General features: G+C 45.0%; 19 protein-coding genes. 10 read left to right on the plus strand and 9 right to left on the minus strand.

All coding sequences use genetic code 11. The features are described 5' to 3' along the window. Positions 1-354, minus strand: a 354-nt coding sequence (locus WC615_RS17110) for a LemA family protein (protein WP_372979291.1), incomplete at its 3' end; no start/stop codon positions are given. A 196-nt stretch (positions 355-550) separates the two neighbouring features. Between WC615_RS17110 and WC615_RS17115 the strand changes: the two genes are divergently transcribed. After that, positions 551-2,842, plus strand: coding sequence for a GH92 family glycosyl hydrolase (locus WC615_RS17115; protein WP_372979292.1), 2,292 nt, complete (start codon positions 551-553; stop codon positions 2,840-2,842). Positions 2,843-3,061: 219 nt separating this feature from the next. Here WC615_RS17115 and WC615_RS17120 read toward each other — a convergent pair whose 3' ends face one another. Next, positions 3,062-3,631, minus strand: coding sequence for an RNA polymerase sigma factor (locus tag WC615_RS17120; RefSeq protein ID WP_372979293.1), 570 nt, complete (start codon positions 3,629-3,631; stop codon positions 3,062-3,064). A gap of 375 nt (positions 3,632-4,006) precedes the next feature. On the opposite strand from WC615_RS17120, the gene WC615_RS17125 reads away from it, so the two are divergent. The 3 genes from WC615_RS17125 (at position 4,007) to WC615_RS17135 (ending at position 7,978) form a co-directional block, all read left to right on the plus strand. Then, entirely contained in the window at positions 4,007-5,557 is a 1,551-nt protein-coding gene (locus WC615_RS17125) for an NAD(P)/FAD-dependent oxidoreductase (RefSeq protein WP_372979294.1), read from the plus strand. 352 nt (positions 5,558-5,909) lie between these two features. Beyond that, positions 5,910-7,571: a glutamine--tRNA ligase/YqeY domain fusion protein gene (locus WC615_RS17130; protein WP_372979295.1), complete on the plus strand. Its 1,662-nt coding sequence runs from the start codon at positions 5,910-5,912 to the stop codon at positions 7,569-7,571. A gap of 125 nt (positions 7,572-7,696) precedes the next feature. Continuing rightward, positions 7,697-7,978, plus strand: coding sequence for a hypothetical protein (locus tag WC615_RS17135; protein ID WP_372979296.1), 282 nt, complete (start codon positions 7,697-7,699; stop codon positions 7,976-7,978). On the opposite strand, the gene WC615_RS17140 is transcribed toward WC615_RS17135, so the two are convergent. The 4 genes from WC615_RS17140 to WC615_RS17155 all read right to left on the minus strand — a co-directional run bounded on the left by WC615_RS17140 (position 7,975) and on the right by WC615_RS17155 (position 10,873). After that, a complete protein-coding gene (locus tag WC615_RS17140) occupies positions 7,975-8,811 on the minus strand; it encodes an N-acetylmuramoyl-L-alanine amidase (protein WP_372979297.1) in 837 nt (278 codons plus the stop codon). The two genes, WC615_RS17135 and WC615_RS17140, sit on opposite strands and share 4 nt — an antisense overlap. A gap of 477 nt (positions 8,812-9,288) precedes the next feature. Beyond that, positions 9,289-9,696: a DUF4476 domain-containing protein gene (locus tag WC615_RS17145; protein ID WP_372979298.1), complete on the minus strand. Its 408-nt coding sequence runs from the start codon at positions 9,694-9,696 to the stop codon at positions 9,289-9,291. A 59-nt stretch (positions 9,697-9,755) separates the two neighbouring features. Further along, positions 9,756-10,052 (minus strand): hypothetical protein, encoded by a 297-nt coding sequence (locus WC615_RS17150; protein WP_372979299.1) that lies wholly within the window; start codon positions 10,050-10,052, stop codon positions 9,756-9,758. 50 nt (positions 10,053-10,102) lie between these two features. After that, positions 10,103-10,873, minus strand: coding sequence for an HNH endonuclease (locus tag WC615_RS17155; RefSeq protein ID WP_372979300.1), 771 nt, complete (start codon positions 10,871-10,873; stop codon positions 10,103-10,105). A gap of 94 nt (positions 10,874-10,967) precedes the next feature. On the opposite strand from WC615_RS17155, the gene WC615_RS17160 reads away from it, so the two are divergent. Further along, on the plus strand, positions 10,968-12,122 hold the full coding sequence (locus WC615_RS17160) for a DUF4062 domain-containing protein (RefSeq protein ID WP_372979301.1): 1,155 nt from the start codon (positions 10,968-10,970) through the stop codon (positions 12,120-12,122). 485 nt (positions 12,123-12,607) lie between these two features. Beyond that, the gene (locus WC615_RS17165) at positions 12,608-13,183 is read left to right on the plus strand and encodes a C40 family peptidase (RefSeq protein WP_372979302.1); all 576 of its coding nucleotides are present in this window, start codon (positions 12,608-12,610) and stop codon (positions 13,181-13,183) included. 63 nt (positions 13,184-13,246) lie between these two features. Here the strand turns inward: WC615_RS17165 and WC615_RS17170 are convergent, their stop codons facing one another. Then, on the minus strand, positions 13,247-13,612 hold the full coding sequence (locus tag WC615_RS17170) for a CoA-binding protein (protein ID WP_372979303.1): 366 nt from the start codon (positions 13,610-13,612) through the stop codon (positions 13,247-13,249). A 277-nt stretch (positions 13,613-13,889) separates the two neighbouring features. Here WC615_RS17170 and WC615_RS17175 point away from each other — a divergent pair, with 277 nt between their 5' ends. The 4 genes from WC615_RS17175 to WC615_RS17190 all read left to right on the plus strand — a co-directional run bounded on the left by WC615_RS17175 (position 13,890) and on the right by WC615_RS17190 (position 15,241). After that, complete coding sequence (locus WC615_RS17175) at positions 13,890-14,147, plus strand: RNA polymerase sigma factor (RefSeq protein WP_372979304.1); 258 nt, start codon at positions 13,890-13,892, stop codon at positions 14,145-14,147. Further along, the gene (locus WC615_RS17180) at positions 14,081-14,464 is read left to right on the plus strand and encodes an RNA polymerase sigma factor (protein ID WP_372979305.1); all 384 of its coding nucleotides are present in this window, start codon (positions 14,081-14,083) and stop codon (positions 14,462-14,464) included. The genes WC615_RS17175 and WC615_RS17180 overlap by 67 nt, the downstream gene beginning before the upstream one ends. Positions 14,465-14,485: 21 nt before the next feature. Further along, on the plus strand, positions 14,486-14,881 hold the full coding sequence (locus tag WC615_RS17185) for a hypothetical protein (protein ID WP_372979306.1): 396 nt from the start codon (positions 14,486-14,488) through the stop codon (positions 14,879-14,881). Between the two features lie 144 nt (positions 14,882-15,025). Beyond that, positions 15,026-15,241, plus strand: a complete 216-nt coding sequence (locus tag WC615_RS17190) for a hypothetical protein (RefSeq protein WP_067063431.1) — start codon at positions 15,026-15,028, stop codon at positions 15,239-15,241. Between the two features lie 130 nt (positions 15,242-15,371). On the opposite strand, the gene WC615_RS17195 is transcribed toward WC615_RS17190, so the two are convergent. Then, entirely contained in the window at positions 15,372-15,857 is a 486-nt protein-coding gene (locus tag WC615_RS17195) for a DinB family protein (RefSeq protein WP_372979307.1), read from the minus strand. A gap of 93 nt (positions 15,858-15,950) precedes the next feature. Beyond that, positions 15,951-16,456: DUF6607 family protein (locus WC615_RS17200; protein WP_372979308.1), on the minus strand; the 506-nt coding region annotated here is incomplete at its 5' end.

A 16,456-nucleotide genomic window follows, 5' to 3' on the forward strand; every position in this document is an offset into this window, starting at 1 on the left:
TGGGTAGTTTTCTGATGCTACCAATAAGCGGCCTAAGGCAGTACTTAACTGGCCTTGTGCCTGTTGGTATTGTTGGATAGCTTCGGGGGTTAACTTGGTTGGGTCAACCTGTATGGAAGTAGCCCTTGCACGTGCATTGGTTACTTCGGTTAATGTTCCTTTTTCAAAATTAGCTTCGCCTTTTACGGTTGATACCAGGTTAGGGATCAAATCGCTGCGGCGTTGGTACTGGGTTTGAACTTCGCCCCATTTACCTTTTACGTTCTCGTCAGACTTTACCATGCCATTGTAACTGCAGCCACCCATCAGGGCTAATACTACAACAACAGCTATTACGATCAATAAATTTTTCATTTGTGTTTGTTTGTTTATGGTGATGTGAATTTACGAATTAGATTACAAAACGCATACCGTTGTTACAAATGGTAACATTTACGCCATAATGGCAATAATTGGCTGTGTAAATGTAATTAAATACAGCTTACATGGTATATGATTTTATATTTGCATGCGTAATACATTTTACTGATCGCATTATTAAGTCCCATCAATGAAGAAAATAGTTGCCGCTCTTTTAATTTGCACCGGCCTGCAGGCTGCCGCGCAAAACACCCCGCATGAAAATTTAGTACAATATGTAAAACCCATCATCGGCACACAACGTATGGGCCATACCTATCCGGGTGCAACCGTTCCTTTCGGCATGGTGCAACTTAGCCCGGAAACTGATACCGCCAGTTATGAGCTTAACGGGAAATACAATCCCAAAGTTTATGAATACTGTGCCGGTTACCAGTACGAGGATAAAACCATTGTAGGGTTTAGCCACACCCATTTTAGCGGCACCGGCCACTCTGATCTGGGCGATTTTTTAATTATGCCAACTGTTGGCCCTTTAAAATTAAACCCCGGCGTGGCAGATGTACCCGGCAGCGGTTACCGCTCGGCATTTTCACATGCTAATGAAGTAAGCGCGGCCAACTACTACAAAGTAAAGCTTGATGCATCAAACATAACGGCCGAACTAACCACCAGCGCACGCGTTGGTTTCCACCAGTACATTTTCCCCAAGTCAGATCAATCGCATGTGATACTTGACCTGATGGCGGGTATCTATAATTACCCTGATAAAACTGTTTGGACGTATGTAAAACTTTTGAACGATAGTACGCTGGTAGGTTATCGCCAAACCAATGGCTGGGCGCGTACCCGTACTTTATACTTTGCTATGGCGTTCAACAAAAAATTCATTCAGCATGGGTTTAAGAAATACGATAAACGCGAAGTTTACGGCGGTTTTTGGGGCAAGTTCAATCAATCAAAAAACTTTCCCGAGATAGCCGGTAAGCAGATCCGCGCTTACTTTGATTTTAAAACCGAAGAAGGCGAGAAGATCAAGATCAAATTTGCCCTGTCGCCGGTGAGCATGGATGGCGCCTTAGCCAATATGCAGGCCGAGGCACCCGGATGGGATTTTGATAAGGTAAAAGCCGACGGACAAAAGCTATGGGAAACCGAGCTGGAGAAAATTACGGTTAATGCATCTGTAGAGCGCAAGCAGGATTTTTATACCGCCATGTACCACACCATGATAAACCCAACCGTTTACATGGATGTTGACGGGCAATACAAAGGGCTCGACCAAAACGTACACAAGGCAGATGGTTTTACCAACTATACCACCTTCTCGCTTTGGGATACCTACCGCGCGCTGCACCCGCTGTTTAACATTATACAACCGCAGCGTAATGCCGATATGGTAAAATCGATGCTGGTACATTTTGACCAAAGCCCGGAGAATATGCTGCCGGTTTGGAGCAACTCGGCAAACGAGAACTGGTGTATGAGCGGTTACCACAGCGTTGCTGTTTTGGCCGATGCCGTTGTTAAAGGCAATGCCCCGTTTGATGCCAACAAAGCTTTAGATGCCGCCGTTACTACCGCACGCCACCGCAGTTACGAGGGCATTGGCGAATACATGGATAAAGGCTACATCCCTGATGAAAAAACAGGCGTATCGGTATCAAATACTTTAGAGTATGCTTATGACGATTGGGCTATTGCGCAGATGGCCAAAAAATTGGGTAAAACAGATATCTACAACGAATTCATCAAACGCAGCGAGAACTACAAAAATGTGTATGACGATAAATCGGGCTTTATGAGGCCGAGAAAAGCTGATGGCACATTCCGCGCCAAGTTCGACCCGTTGAGTACCATTAACGAAGGCTTTATTGAAGGTAACGCCTGGAATTATACCTTATTCGTTCCGCAGGATCCAACGGGTCTGATCAAACTGATGGGTGGTAATAAGCGTTTTGTAGGTTACCTTGATTCGTTATTTACCATGAACCTGCCCGATAAATACTTTGCTGAGACGGAAGACATTACCCGCGACGGTATAATTGGTAACTATGTGCATGGTAACGAGCCATCGCACCACGTAGCTTACCTGTACAACTGGACTGACAAGCCCTGGAAAACACAGGAGCGCATCCGTATGATACTGCCGCGCATGTACAAACCAACACCTGATGGTTTGGGCGGTAATGACGATACCGGCCAAATGAGCGCCTGGTATATTTTCAGCTCGATAGGTTTTTATCCTGTAGCACCGGGCTCGGTTGATTACTCTATAGGCAGCCCATCGGTAAACAATGCTACCATACAGGTTGGTAATGGCAAAACGTTTAAAGTAAACGTAAAAAACCAAAGCGAAAAAAATGTTTACATCCAAAAAATGACACTGAACGGCAAACCATATAACAGCTTAACCATTACACACCAGGATATTATGAATGGCGGCGAACTGGTATTCTATATGAGCAGCAAACACAAGTAGAGATTAGTGATTAAAGAATACAGAGTGGTTGATTGGGTGGATTAGTTCATCCGGTCAATCACTTTTTTGTTTAAGATGTTTTGTAGGATGGGGCGGCGAGGACTCACCTTTTGATTTATTGATTAACCTGGCGGGCTTGCCAGTGGGTAATCAATAAATCATGTGAAGTAGGTTGACGTATTCTCCCTCTTGTATGAAGAGGGCCGGTGTTGGGACTTATTACCCAGCCATGCAGTGGCGCTCTCTTACAGCTAAGCTTTTCAGTTTTTCTTTAAGGATAGTACGGGCGCGGTGTAAGGTAGTGCGTGATAGTAATTCGCTCATGCCTAATTTGCTGCCAATTTCCTGGTGAGAGAAACCTTCTATAGCGTACAGGTTAAATACTGAACGGTAAGTGGCGGGTAGCTCCTGTACCATGTTCATCAGGTCGCGGGCTTCAAGGCCATTATCGTTATAGCTGCTGCTAACGGCGATGTTTTGTTCGGCAAAATCATCAACCAATACCATGCTTTTTGCTTTACGGTAGCGTGAGATGGCGCTGTGAACCATTATCCGGCGGATCCACCCTTCCAGGCTGCCTTCGCCACGGTAGTTCTCCATGTTTTTAAACATTTTGATAAAGCCTTCCTGTAATATATCCTGAGCTTCGTCTTTATCCTTAGCATAGCGCATGCAAACCGCAAGCATTTTTGGCGCTAAAGCTTTGTATAATAATTCTTGTTGCTTTCTGTCGTTACGCATGCAACCTTCCCAAAGTGTTTGTAAGCGGTTATCAACGGTAGTTATCATTTTAGTATTTTTTAATCTACAACACCCTATGCCAAAATGCAACCATTTTTATAAGTTATTGATTTTCAATAAAATAAATTTAAAACTATTTTAAAAGTGTACGATAGCGGACGGTCAACCGTTCTGTACCGTACGCCCATAAGTGTATATTGTACACTATGAGTGCACGTGGCTTTTAGGCTTTAACCACAGAGGGCACTGAGGTTTTCACAGAGTAAACAGCGTTATGATCTCTTAATAAATTACCAGGCTCTGCGTACTCTGTGCTAACCAATCAAGCCAATTCTCTGTGCCCTCTGTGGTTAAACAAAGCGGAAACAGCCCACTGAAAATATTATCTTTGCACCATCCGGGATAAAAACCCGGCAACACATTATGATAAAAGAAGCAGAGATTGTTTGCCTGCCCGGGCAACAGGAAGATGAAGCAGTTTTAACAGGCCTGGTATCTGCCGCCGTTAACATTCCGCAAAAAAGAATAACCGGCATTAAAATATTAAAGCGCTCGATAGACGCGCGTGGTCGTAAGGTATTGTACCGCATGCAGGTACGCATATTTATAGACGAGCCTGTACAAACCGAGATTTACATCCCGCAATATAAAAACGTAAAGGATTCCAAACGTGTTATCATCGTTGGCGCCGGTCCGGCAGGGATCTTTGCCGCCCTGCAATGTATAGAGCAGGGATTGAAACCTGTGATACTTGAACGTGGCAAAGATGTAAAGCAACGCCGCCGCGATCTGGCCAACATCAACAAACAAGGCCTGGTAAACCCCGAAAGCAATTATTGCTTTGGCGAGGGCGGTGCGGGCACCTACTCGGATGGCAAGCTTTATACCCGCAGCACCAAGCGCGGCGATGTGAACGGCGTATTAAAAACCTTTGTAGCCCACGGCGCCACCGAAGATATTTTGATTGACGCCCGCCCGCATATCGGCACCAACAAACTGCCGCAAATTATCACCGCTATGCGCGAAAGTATTTTGGAAGCAGGCGGCGAAGTTTTATTTGATACCAAAGTTATCGCCATGCTGGTTGAGTTTGGTAAGATAAAAGGTGTACAGCTGGCCAATGGCGAAAAGCTTTTGGCTGATGCCGTGATATTGGCTACCGGCCACTCGGCACATGATGTTTTCAGGATGCTGCATAGTCAGGATATACTGATAGAGGCCAAACCCTTTGCCCTGGGTGTGCGTATTGAGCACCCGCAGGAAATCATCGACCGCGCCCAGTACCACTGCGAATACCGTGGCCCCGACCTGCCGCCATCGTACTATAATTTGGTGGAACAGGTAGAGGACAGGGGCGTGTTCTCTTTTTGTATGTGCCCCGGTGGTATCATAGCCCCCTGCGCCACTGCGCAGGATGAGATTGTAGTTAACGGATGGAGCCCAAGCAAACGGAACAATCCTTTCGCTAACTCAGGTACCGTAGTGCAGATAAACATGGAAGATGTAAAAGGCGATATGAAGGACCCTTTCCGGATGCTGAACTTTCAGCAGCAGGTAGAGCATCTGGCCTTTAAGGCCGGCGGCGGTAAGCTGGTTGCACCAGCCCAGCGCATGGTTGATTTTGTGGAAGGCCGGGTTTCTATCGATCTGCCCGAAAACTCTTACCTGCCAGGCTGCAAAAGTGTAGACCTGAAAGACGTACTGCCCGACTGGATCCACAACCGCCTGCGCAAAGCGCTGCCTGCCTTTGGCCGTAAAATGAAAGGCTACTACACCAACGAAGCGATACTGGTAGGCGTAGAGTCGCGCACATCATCACCCGTAAAAGTGCCCCGCGATAGGGAGACATTCCAGCACCCGCAGGTAGCAGGGCTGTTCCCTTGTGGGGAAGGTGCCGGTTATGCAGGTGGTATTATTTCTGCCGCTATTGATGGGGTGAATTGTGCGGATGGGGTGGTGAGGTATTTTAGATAATCATTTTTCTATTTGTCATGCTGAACTTGTTTCGGCATCTTTCATGCTAAGTAAACCACTATAATCATACGCCGCTCATTGCCGCGGAGGCTACTTCTTTCTCTTGATAGAAAGAAGCAAAGATCAAGACAGAAAAAAGCTTCCCCGCACAGGCCTTTACCCGCGTTCGATACTTGTCTTAAGCCCAGGTTCAGAACCCCCGCGTTAGGGAGTGCAGCGGATACCGGCCCTGCGCCTAATGCCTGTGCAGTATGAGCGGAAAGCCCGGGCCGCAGGCAACGCCATAACACCGTATCAGTTACTGCAATATCGTTACCCATCCCCTCTAAATTTTTCCTATTTTTGCTTCATCATGAGCGAAGAAAGATCACTGAACTTTATAGAGGAAATTGTTGAAGAAGACCTGGCCGCCGGTAAAAACGGGGGTAGGGTGCTTACACGTTTCCCGCCCGAGCCTAACGGTTACCTGCATATTGGCCACGCAAAATCGATATGCCTTAACTTTGGCCTGGCAAAAAAATATAACGGCAAAACCAACCTGCGTTTTGACGATACAAACCCCGTAAAAGAAGACGTTGAATACGTTGACAGCATAAAAGAGGACGTAAAATGGCTGGGTTTTGACTGGGCCGAAGAGCTTTACGCGTCTGATTATTTCGACAAGCTGTATGAGTTTGCCGTTGCCCTGATCAAACAAGGCCTGGCTTATGTTGACGATAGCACATCTGAAGAGATAGCCGCCCAAAAAGGTACACCAACCGAACCTGGAAAAGGTAACGAATACCGCAACCGCAGCGTAGAAGAGAACCTGCAATTATTTGCAGATATGAAAGCCGGTAAATACCCGGATGGCGCTAAGGTTTTGCGTGCCAAGATTGACCTGGCATCGCCAAACATGCTGCTGCGCGACCCTTTGATGTACCGCATTAAGCATGCCCATCACCACCGTACCGGCGATGCCTGGTGCATTTACCCGATGTATGATTTCGCACACGGCCAAAGCGATGCTATTGAGGAGATAACGCACAGTATTTGTACGCTGGAGTTTGTTCCGCACCGCCCGTTGTATGATCTGTTCATCGAAAAACTGAACATTTTTCCGAGTAAGCAATACGAGTTTGCCCGTTTAAACCTCAACTATACCGTAATGAGCAAGCGCAAGCTGCTGCAACTGGTAGAGGAGGGGCATGTTGATGGCTGGGACGACCCGCGCATGCCTACCATTAGCGGTCTGCGCCGTCGTGGTTATACGCCTGCCAGCATCCGCGAGTTTTGCGAACGGATTGGTGTGGCCAAACGCGAGAACATGATTGACGTTGGTTTGCTGGAGTTCTGCATCCGCGAGGACCTGAATAAAACCGCGTGGCGCCGTATGGCGGTGCTTGATCCGGTTAAGCTGATCATTGATAATTATCCCGAAGGCCAGAAGGATGTTTTCCATGGCGAGAACAACCCCGAGGTTGAAGGTGGCGATGGCAGCCGCGAGTTTCCGTTTAGCCGCGAGCTTTGGATTGAGCGCGACGACTTTATGGAAGAGCCGACCAAGAAATATTTCCGCCTGGGTGTTGGCCTGATGGTACGTTTGAAGAACGCTTACATTATAAAAGGCGAAAGCATTGAGAAGGACGCCGACGGTAACATCACCGCGATACATTGCACGTACATTCCCGAATCAAAAAGCGGGAACGATACCAGCGGCATCAACGTAAAGGGCACCATCCACTGGGTGAGCGCCGACCACGCCAAAACTGCCGAAGTGCGCCTGTACGACCGCCTGTTCCAGGTGGAAGACCCAAGCAACGAGGACGGCGACTTTAAGGATTACATAAACCCTAACAGCCTGCAGGTGTTAAAAACCGTTTACGTTGAACCCGACCTGGCAAACGCTAAGCCTGGTACACCTGTACAGTTTATGCGTAAAGGTTATTTTACTTTAGATAAAACCTCGACCCCGGACAACCTGGTGTTTAACCGTACGGTTACGCTGAAGGATAGTTGGGTTAAGAAAGGCTAAAGCTGAAAGGTAAAAGCTAAAGGGCGAAGGGTTTAAAACTCTTCGCCCTTTTTTGTACCATAATTGTTGCAGACAAAAGTTACGGAGCGGTTAAACCCGGGTTGCTATTTGGCGCTCATACTTATATGAAAAAATTAATCCTACCCTTATTACTGGTATTGTTTATGGGCTGCAGCATACCAAAGATGGTTGTTATAAACATGTCCGAAGATGAATTTAAAAAAGAACATGAAGGTGCCAAAGTGGTAGAGCTATCCGAACGGCGCACCGTTTATTATCAGTCTTTCGATGGCCTACACGGAGGTGGGGAGAAATTCTATTATTTTAAAAATGGCAAGCTTGTTTTAATGGACGAAGGATTTCACCCTATTGGATCAGTCTTGCCCGTACCTACTCCGGAGCGTTAATATTTTTTGTAAACATTAAACAACACATCCAGATCAAACTGGGTTAACGTGGTGGAGTCTTCGCGCTGTACAAAATGGCGTTTAAACGCGCCTATGGCCGCGGGCAAATTGCGGGTATCATAGCCAATCAGTCGTAATGCGGTGGCGCTGTCGAAGTTGGCAGGCGCGGGTACAATAATAATGTCTGAGTAATAACCAAAGCCTTTGTTTGCAAGCAGTTCCCACGGGAAACGGATGCCCGGGTCGGGCTTGCGGCCCGGGGCAATATCGCCATGGCCAATAAAGTTTGCAGTGGGGATGTTATAATCCTTTTTAAGCTTGGCCAGCAGTATCAGCAGGCTGTTCATCTGCGCGGGGCTGAAAGGCTCGTTGCCTTTGTTATCCAGCTCAATACCTATCGAGCAGCTGTTCATATCGCTGATGCTGCCCCATTTGCTTATGCCGGCATGCCAGGCGCGCATATAATCGTTAAGCATGTGTATCACCCTGCCATCCTTGCCTATTACGTAATGCGCGCTTACCTGTGGTTTTACTAAAGTGAAAGTCCGGAGGGTTTGCCCTACCGAATCCTGAGCGGTATAATGGATGATGACGTAGTTTGGTTTGCGCAGGTTAAAGTTAACCGTGCCCACCCATTCCGAAGGGATGGGGCTGCCCAGGCTATCGGTTAATACCGCAGGCGCTTCGGCCAGTAAGGTTTGGCTCAGCGAATCGGCATGCTGGCTGTACACCTTATTGGTTGCAGCATAACGGCCGGGGATAGTCTTTATCTTTTTAGAACAGGAAGATATAATTGTAGCAGCAAAAAGCAGCAGTAACAGGCGTTGTTTCATAGTTGATGCTAAAGTAGCAAATTTTGTGCCTTGATGTGTGGTATTGCTTAACCTCGCGTCTTAACCACCCTGTCATTTCGAACGAGCGTAGTGAGGAGAAATCTTTTAGAACTCACATCCCCACGCGTCATTGCGAGGTACGAAGCAATCTCTTTAGGACAGATAATGAAGTATATGTCCTGCTGAACGTGTTTCAGCATCTCTCATGCTAAGTCTACCACTAAGATAATATCGCCGCTCAGCCGCCGCGGAGGGCTGTTACTTTGTCTTGATACAAAGTAACCAAAAATCAAGACAAAAAAATCCTTCCCCGCACATGGCCTTTACCTTTTGGCCCCGGTTTTTTGTCGGGCCTTTACGTGCGTTCGATACTTAGCACCTGACCCGTTCTGACGGGTAATCCGATGCGTTGGAACATGGGGGCGACCATTTTCGTGACGTCACGAAAATGATCCTCAGCGTCGTGTGAGGTGTTTTCTACTTATTCTTCTTATAAAAATCCTCCAACGCATCCTTATACTCTTCGCGACTGAATATGTTAACCAGATCAAGGAACGATTTGTAGTTGGTGGTGTATTCAAAAGCATATTTAGCGGCCGCCAGTTTAGAGTCGTCGGTCAGGAACTGGTTCATGAGGGTAGCCAGCTGGTTAATGGTAAGGCCCAATTGTTTATCAGTTAGTTTGGCCTTTATTACCGCAATCTTCTCCTCATCGTTACGCTGCTGTTGCATCTCCTTGAGGATGCCTTTGACCTGCTCGGCAGTCATGGCTTTTTCCGGATGTTTGGGTTTTTGGTAAGCGATGGTGGGGGCTATTGGTTTAGCACTTACAGGGTTTACCAGCGCGGTGGTTGCGGTTAGCAGGAGGATGGGTAATAGTTTCATTATGGGTTAGGGTTATAGGTATTAAATGTAAGGAGAAATTGGGAAATGAGAAAGTAGCGTTAATTCCTGATAGCTCTGAGAAAATGTAATACATCAACCTCGCCCGTTTCATCTGTAAACTTGATAGATTCAAACTCATGCCAGGTATGGTCGATCTCATTATCCCATGTGCCAAAGTGCAGATCAGGCAAGTTCCATTTATCTGCATAAAACCAGGTGCCATCAATAAGTTTTTGGTGGATGATGTTTTCTATTTCCGCTAACGCGATACTGGTTGGGTTATTGAAAATAACGAAGCTGTGATTTTTATAGTTGGCACCATCGCGATACAGGTAGTGGAATTTGATGTTTGGCATATAGCTAAGTTAGCCGGATGCCGGGGCGGTGTCAATCGGATATAAGTGAACTATGGTCTAAAGCGGTCGTTATGGATTCGCAGGAATGCCGGTTCTGGAGAAAACTTTTTGGGTGATATTAATTCCTTGCCGTTAAACACGGTAAAATTATCCCTGATACTTTGCACATCACTGTTTAACAAAATAGATGATACCTTGATCTTAAGGTCTTCCGTAACGGTGATAAATCCCCTCTCGAACGCATTATCATGCAAGGAATTTAGAGCTAAACCATTGCGAGGGTTTAATCGATTACCCGCGTCCTCGCTCCATTTTAAAATGTGGCTCGCGATGAGCAGTTCAGGTTGGTCTATACCTGTGATACAACAGGTATAATTAAAATTGCTTAACACCATTTTGCGGAAAGCCGTTTGGTCTAACCGAACAACAACCTGCCGTAGTGCTTCCCGTCCCGTAGTATTTTCAGGTTCCGGAGTTTCAATTGGGTTCAAGGCCTCGAGGGTTGTGTTTTTCTTTTGAGCGAGGAGGGTCTCACTTTCAATGAATAGTTCATCCCAATTGCTCATGTATTCCTGCCAAACCTGCTTATCTAAATTACTGACATTGGGTAGGCCTTTTACTCCACGTGCTTTTAACTTAGGGTCGAAACTGGCAAAGTTGCCCAATTTAAGAGCAATGGACGATGGCGACCTACCGATAATTGCAGCCAATTCTTGAACGTCTTTATTGCTCGCGTGCATCTGCCCAAACCGTATTTTGGAGTATAGGTTGATGGCTAAGAGCAGTTGTTCTTTTGTCCAGAGGGTTTGGCCGGGTTTCATTAAGGGTTATTACTCATTTCAAAGTTAACATTATGTTAAAAACTTACATTGTTCTTTAAGCTAAACTTTTATATTTTGCTAAAAAACCTATCACATGCCAAAAACAACCATTGAGTATCGAATTTTTATAGCTTCACCAAGTGACGTTGACGATGAGAAGAATACAATCAAAGAGGTTGTTGACGAATTGAATAACCAAAGTTTAATAAAAAATATAAAATTTGAAGTCTTAGATTGGAAATCTTCAACACATCCATCTGTCGGTCAAGATGCTCAAGATGTAATCAATAATCAAATAAATGATGATTTTGATATATTCATAGGAATCTTTTGGTCAAGGTTTGGAGCAGCAACAAAAAGAGATACATCTGGAACCAAAGAAGAATTTGAAAGGGCGTTTAAAAGATATACTCAAAATAAAAAAAGTGTTCATATAATGATGTATTTCAAAACATCCCCGATTGATTTTGATAAGATCGACCCTGAGCAGATATCTAATATTAAAGCGTTCAAAGATGATATATCTAATCGTGGTGTATTATTTTCAAACTTTAATCATATAAGTGAGTTTCAAATTCTAATAAGGAGGCATTTGACCGCTTTATTAAATGAAATCTCTAATAATATTGAAGATATTATTAGAGAAACTCCTGAAGAAAACTCGATTATCGTTCTTGAAAAGACAAATCTAATAAACGATGAACTGGGGTATTTTGAATATTTCGAATTGGGTAACTTGGAAATTACTAAAATGCAAGTTGAAATTGAAAAATTAGGAAAAGAAATAGAGGATTTAGGCAATAGTATGACGAAAAAGGCAGAAAGGCTAAATACTATTAACAAAAGTTCGGTTGCCAGTAAGCAGCGACAGACTAAGTTGCTTATAGATAAATCAGCAGAAGATTTAAATATATTTAATAGGAATATAGAGCCTATACCCACAGCCATTAGTCAAATGTTTAACTCCTCAATGACTAATTATAATAAAGCTTTTTTAATTCATAGGGACTATATAAAAAATGAAGAAGAAAAGGAAAAGATGATTGGTGTACTCAATACGTTAAAACAAGCAATGGCAAAAGGGAATGATAGTTTAGTGGAAATGAATGAAGCTATTAAATCCTTACCTCCTATGACAACAAGTTTTCGCAAGTCTAAAGAGAAGGCAACTGGTCTAATGACTAATATTACAGATGAATTGTCTTCTTATATAAATGTTATAGATGAAATTATCAATACAAGTTTTTAAATGAAATTAAATCGATAACTCATTGGTTTTTAAATTTTGCGCAGCGTAAATCATCTTACACTTGTTAAGCCTATCAAGCCATAAAAAAGATGTTCCATTTTGTCCCGAATCGGAAAAAACGGAACAAGCCTAAAATATTAATCATTTAAAAATCAGTTGCTTAAATAAATGCCCTGTTTGGCTTTCTGCTTCCTAATACAAGCCAAAAAGGCCGTTTTGAGGTCGAAAAAAGTCGAAAAAAATCCCTTTTTTTGCCAAATCTTCCCATACTCATTTTTCTTCCATTTTACCAAAAAACGAGACAAACCGCCTTTTCAATAAAGTGCTGATTATAAGCTGCTAATGCGAAAATCAGGAAGTATTAGTTGAACTACTGACAAGATCTTGTCAGTAATAAGTTGTTCATTTTCAATGTGTTCCGTTTGTTCCGCTTGTCCCGTTTTAAAAATGGAACAAAACCATACCGCGCCTGTTGTATTTGCAATATGCGTCTACCTGTTTCGTTCGGTTTTTTGTTCCTCGCCCTGCTTTCCTGCGGCGGGCCGGATAAGCCCACCTACACCATTACGGCTGCTGATACGGTAACAGATTCGGCAGGCCGCAAAACGGTGATACTGGCGCCTACAGATGGCACCGATCAGATGAATAATATCAATACGGGCAAAACTACTCCTGCCGAGCTGATCAGCTTTGCGCGTACTTCCCTCGGTATCCCCTACAAATACGCCTCTACCGACCCCAAACAAGGGTTCGACTGCTCGGGCTTTATTACCTATACCTTTAACCATTTCGGTATAGCGGTGCCGCGTACCTCTGCCGATTTTACGAATGTAAACCATGAAGTGCCGTTAACCCAAGCCCGCCCCGGCGACCTGATCCTGTTCACCGGTACCGATAGCACCGTAAGGATAGTAGGCCATATGGGCATTGTGGTAACCAGCCCCGGCGAGGAGCTGCAGTTTATCCACTCCACATCCGGCCGCGACAATGGCGTAACCATATCAGGTATGACCAAAGGCTATCAAAAAAGGTTCGTGAAGGTTATCCGGATCTTTAAATAAGCAGAAAGCTTAAGGACGAAAGCTAAAAGCTTTTCGCTTTGGTCTTTCAGCTTTAAGCTCAAATCAGTACTGCCCTATGCTCAATAGCACTAATGTGCAGGCGTATTCTGTTTCTATCCCGTTCTCATGGGCCATACGGCGCAGTTCGCTGTTTTCGGTACCGGGGTTAAATATGATACGTTTTGGCTTTGTTTTAAGGATGTAATCGTATAGATCCTCCTGGTGCTGCGGGCCAACATACAGGGTAATGGTATCAATATCGATATGGATGGTTTCGGGTTTTTCGATAGGTACACCGGCAACCTCGCCGGTTTTTATGCCCACATTAACAATGCTGTGTCCGCTACCTGCTAAACGGTTGGCGGCAAGGTAAGCGTAACGGCCAGCGTTGGGCGTGGCACCAAGTATCAGTGTTTTTTTATTGGCCATGGTATAATAACGTGCAAGATAGTTGTTTGGTTTGCGGTTTGCCGTGGGCGGGTTGCTTTTTACACGGTTGTGATTTTATTTTTTACCACAAAGAACACAGAGGAAACCACAGAGCACACAAAGAATCAATAATAGCTAAATGGGTTTTAATCTCTGTGCCTCTCTGTGAAATCTTCGTGCCCTTTGTGGTTAAAATCCTACACACGTTTAAAAATTAAAAAATAATTTAAAATGTTTTAAAAGCACAGTCGTCTTTATATTTATAAACAATAAAAAATTGACAGTAGCCGCAATGCCCCAGGATAAAAACAGCCACATCATACAAACAATTGCATCGTATGGTAAAAGCTTGCTGGGTTTTATCCGCAAAAGGGTAAAAAACGACGCCGATGCTGAGGACATTCTGCAGGATGTTTGGTACCAGTTTAGCAGTGTGGTAAACGCGGAGCCGATAGAGCAAACCAGTGCATGGCTTACCGGGTGGCAAAAAACAAGATCATCGATAAGCATAAAAAACGTACCGAAACCCTTATAGATGATATGTTGCCTGCCGGCGATGATGAGGATGACGACGCACCCGATTTTAGGGCTATCCTGCTTACAGAAGCCACTACGCCCGAAACACAGTATCTGCGCAACCTTTTTTGGGAACAGCTTTTTGTAGCGCTTGATGAGCTGCCCGAAAACCAACGCCAGGTATTTATTTGGCAGGAGCTTGACGATATGCCTTTTGAGGAGATTGCCCAAAAAACCGGCGAAAACATCAACACGCTGGTATCGCGCAAACGGTATGCTGTGCTGCACCTGCGCAAGCGGTTAAAGCAATTGTATAAAGAGATAACAGAATATTAAAAAATTTAAGAAAATAAGACAATGAGAAATACATTTTATAAAGGGAGGTTCTTTTTTATCCCGATAGGCGTAGCAGCCATTTTAGCGCTGGTAAGCTTTGTAGTAATGCAGCTTTGGAACAACCTTCTGCCCGATATTATACACGTTGGCACGATCACCTTCTGGCAGGCCATGGGCATATTTGTTTTGTGTAAGATCCTGTTCGGCTTTGGGCCAAAAGGGGGCCGCGGAGGTGGCGCACCCTGGATGCGCCGCAAACAAATGATGCAGGAACGCCTTGCTGGTATGACTAGCGAAGAGCGTGAGCGTTTTAAAGAGCAAATGAAAAGCCGCTGTGGCTGGGGCGGCCGTGGCCGTAACGACTGGCGCGAGGCATGGAAAGAGGCGCCGATAACCGAGAAGGAAACGAAAGAATAACCCAGAACTTAATCTGGCCTGTCATTTCGAACGAGGTACGAGGAGAAATCTTTTACACTTTGCGTGTAGTCTACAAGCGTGGCGTAGAAGATTTCTCTCTATCGTTCTAAATGACAGGTTTTTAACCTACAAAACCCTACTATTATGGACGTGCTGATATTTAAAACAAGTGTTGCCAGCAAACAGGAGGTAAACCGCATCCACCCGCTGTTAACCTCACTGGCCGAGATAAAGCAATACAATTTCGACCTGGAAGATTGCGATAATATCCTGCGGATAGTAAGTAACGGAGTTGAACCGCAAACCATTAACCATATGCTGCAAATAGCTGGGTTTACCTGCGAGGAGCTGCCTTATTGATAAATCCCTCCCCTGGGAGGGGTGCGGCTGTTTGTGTAGTGGCAGGGATTTGCACGCTTAATTTAATATTTTCATAAACCCCCACCGCCTCCTTCCCCGAGGAGGGTATTGCACAGTCCACCAGTTTTCCTTATCCCCCCACTATCCTGTTCAGCAGTGCTATTTGCCCGCTGTGGTAAATATGGTGTTGTATCAAGCCCTCTATTAATGCCTGGTAAGTTACGCCTGTACCCAGTTCGCGGTTACGTTCGTCATTAATGGGTTCGTTCCATTTATCATCCGGGAAATTTTGAATGATGCCGGTAAGGGTAACATTGCTCAATTTAAAATCGGCTATGAGTTGTTTCCATTTATCTTCATCGGGCGTACCCGGGTCGGGCCAGTCGCCACCTGTGGGTTCACCGGCGGTTTGTCCGTTCATTCGTGCGGCAACTTCCTGCGCCCAGCCTAACATGTGTAGCAAAATGCCGGCTATGTTATGTACAGATCCGGGCGGCTTTTCGTAAGCAGCTTCAAAAGATACACTGTCAAGGATATCATAGGTAGCCGGGCCGTACCATGGGTCGTGCGCAAGGATCTGGTTTAAAGATGCCTGGAGTTTTTCTGCAATGCTCATAACATTTAAACGTGCGGCACTGTACTTTGGTTTTAAAACAAGAAAGCCGCCACGGATGTATCCGGGCGGCTTTCTTGCAAGGGGGGATTTTATTTATGATGCATTAACATAGTTATTGATCACTTTCATGGTTTCTTCCTTATTTTTGTCAGAGCTCCATTTTTCTTTTTCAGATTTTTCTGCCAGGGCAAACAATTGCTCATAAAGCAGTTTTCCATCTTTTTTACCTGATAGTTTTATAGAAGCATTTTTAGCGAATACGTTATCCCATGCGGCGCGTGCATCAGCCCAGTAACCTTGCTGACCGGCCCACCATTTTTTGGCGTAAGCAAATTTAGCTTCATCAACCTTGGTAAATTCTTCGTAGCCTTTTTCCTGGGCTATGATCTTGTCGCCATCGGCACCGCGTACTACTTTGTTATTGTCCTGCTCGTACATCCAGCCGTTTGCGGTTAGGTAAATGCGGTTACCTCGGTTCAGCACGTTGTAATCGCTGCGTTTGGTAAATTCGCGGCGCGGTAGCGGCGAATCTGTTTTGCTTTGCCATTCGTGGCGGCCGTCAACATGTACCCAGGTACCAATGCTCTCGTAACGGGGGC

Source organism: Mucilaginibacter sp. (assembly GCF_041663085.1).
In the GTDB taxonomy this organism is placed as follows: domain Bacteria; phylum Bacteroidota; class Bacteroidia; order Sphingobacteriales; family Sphingobacteriaceae; genus Mucilaginibacter.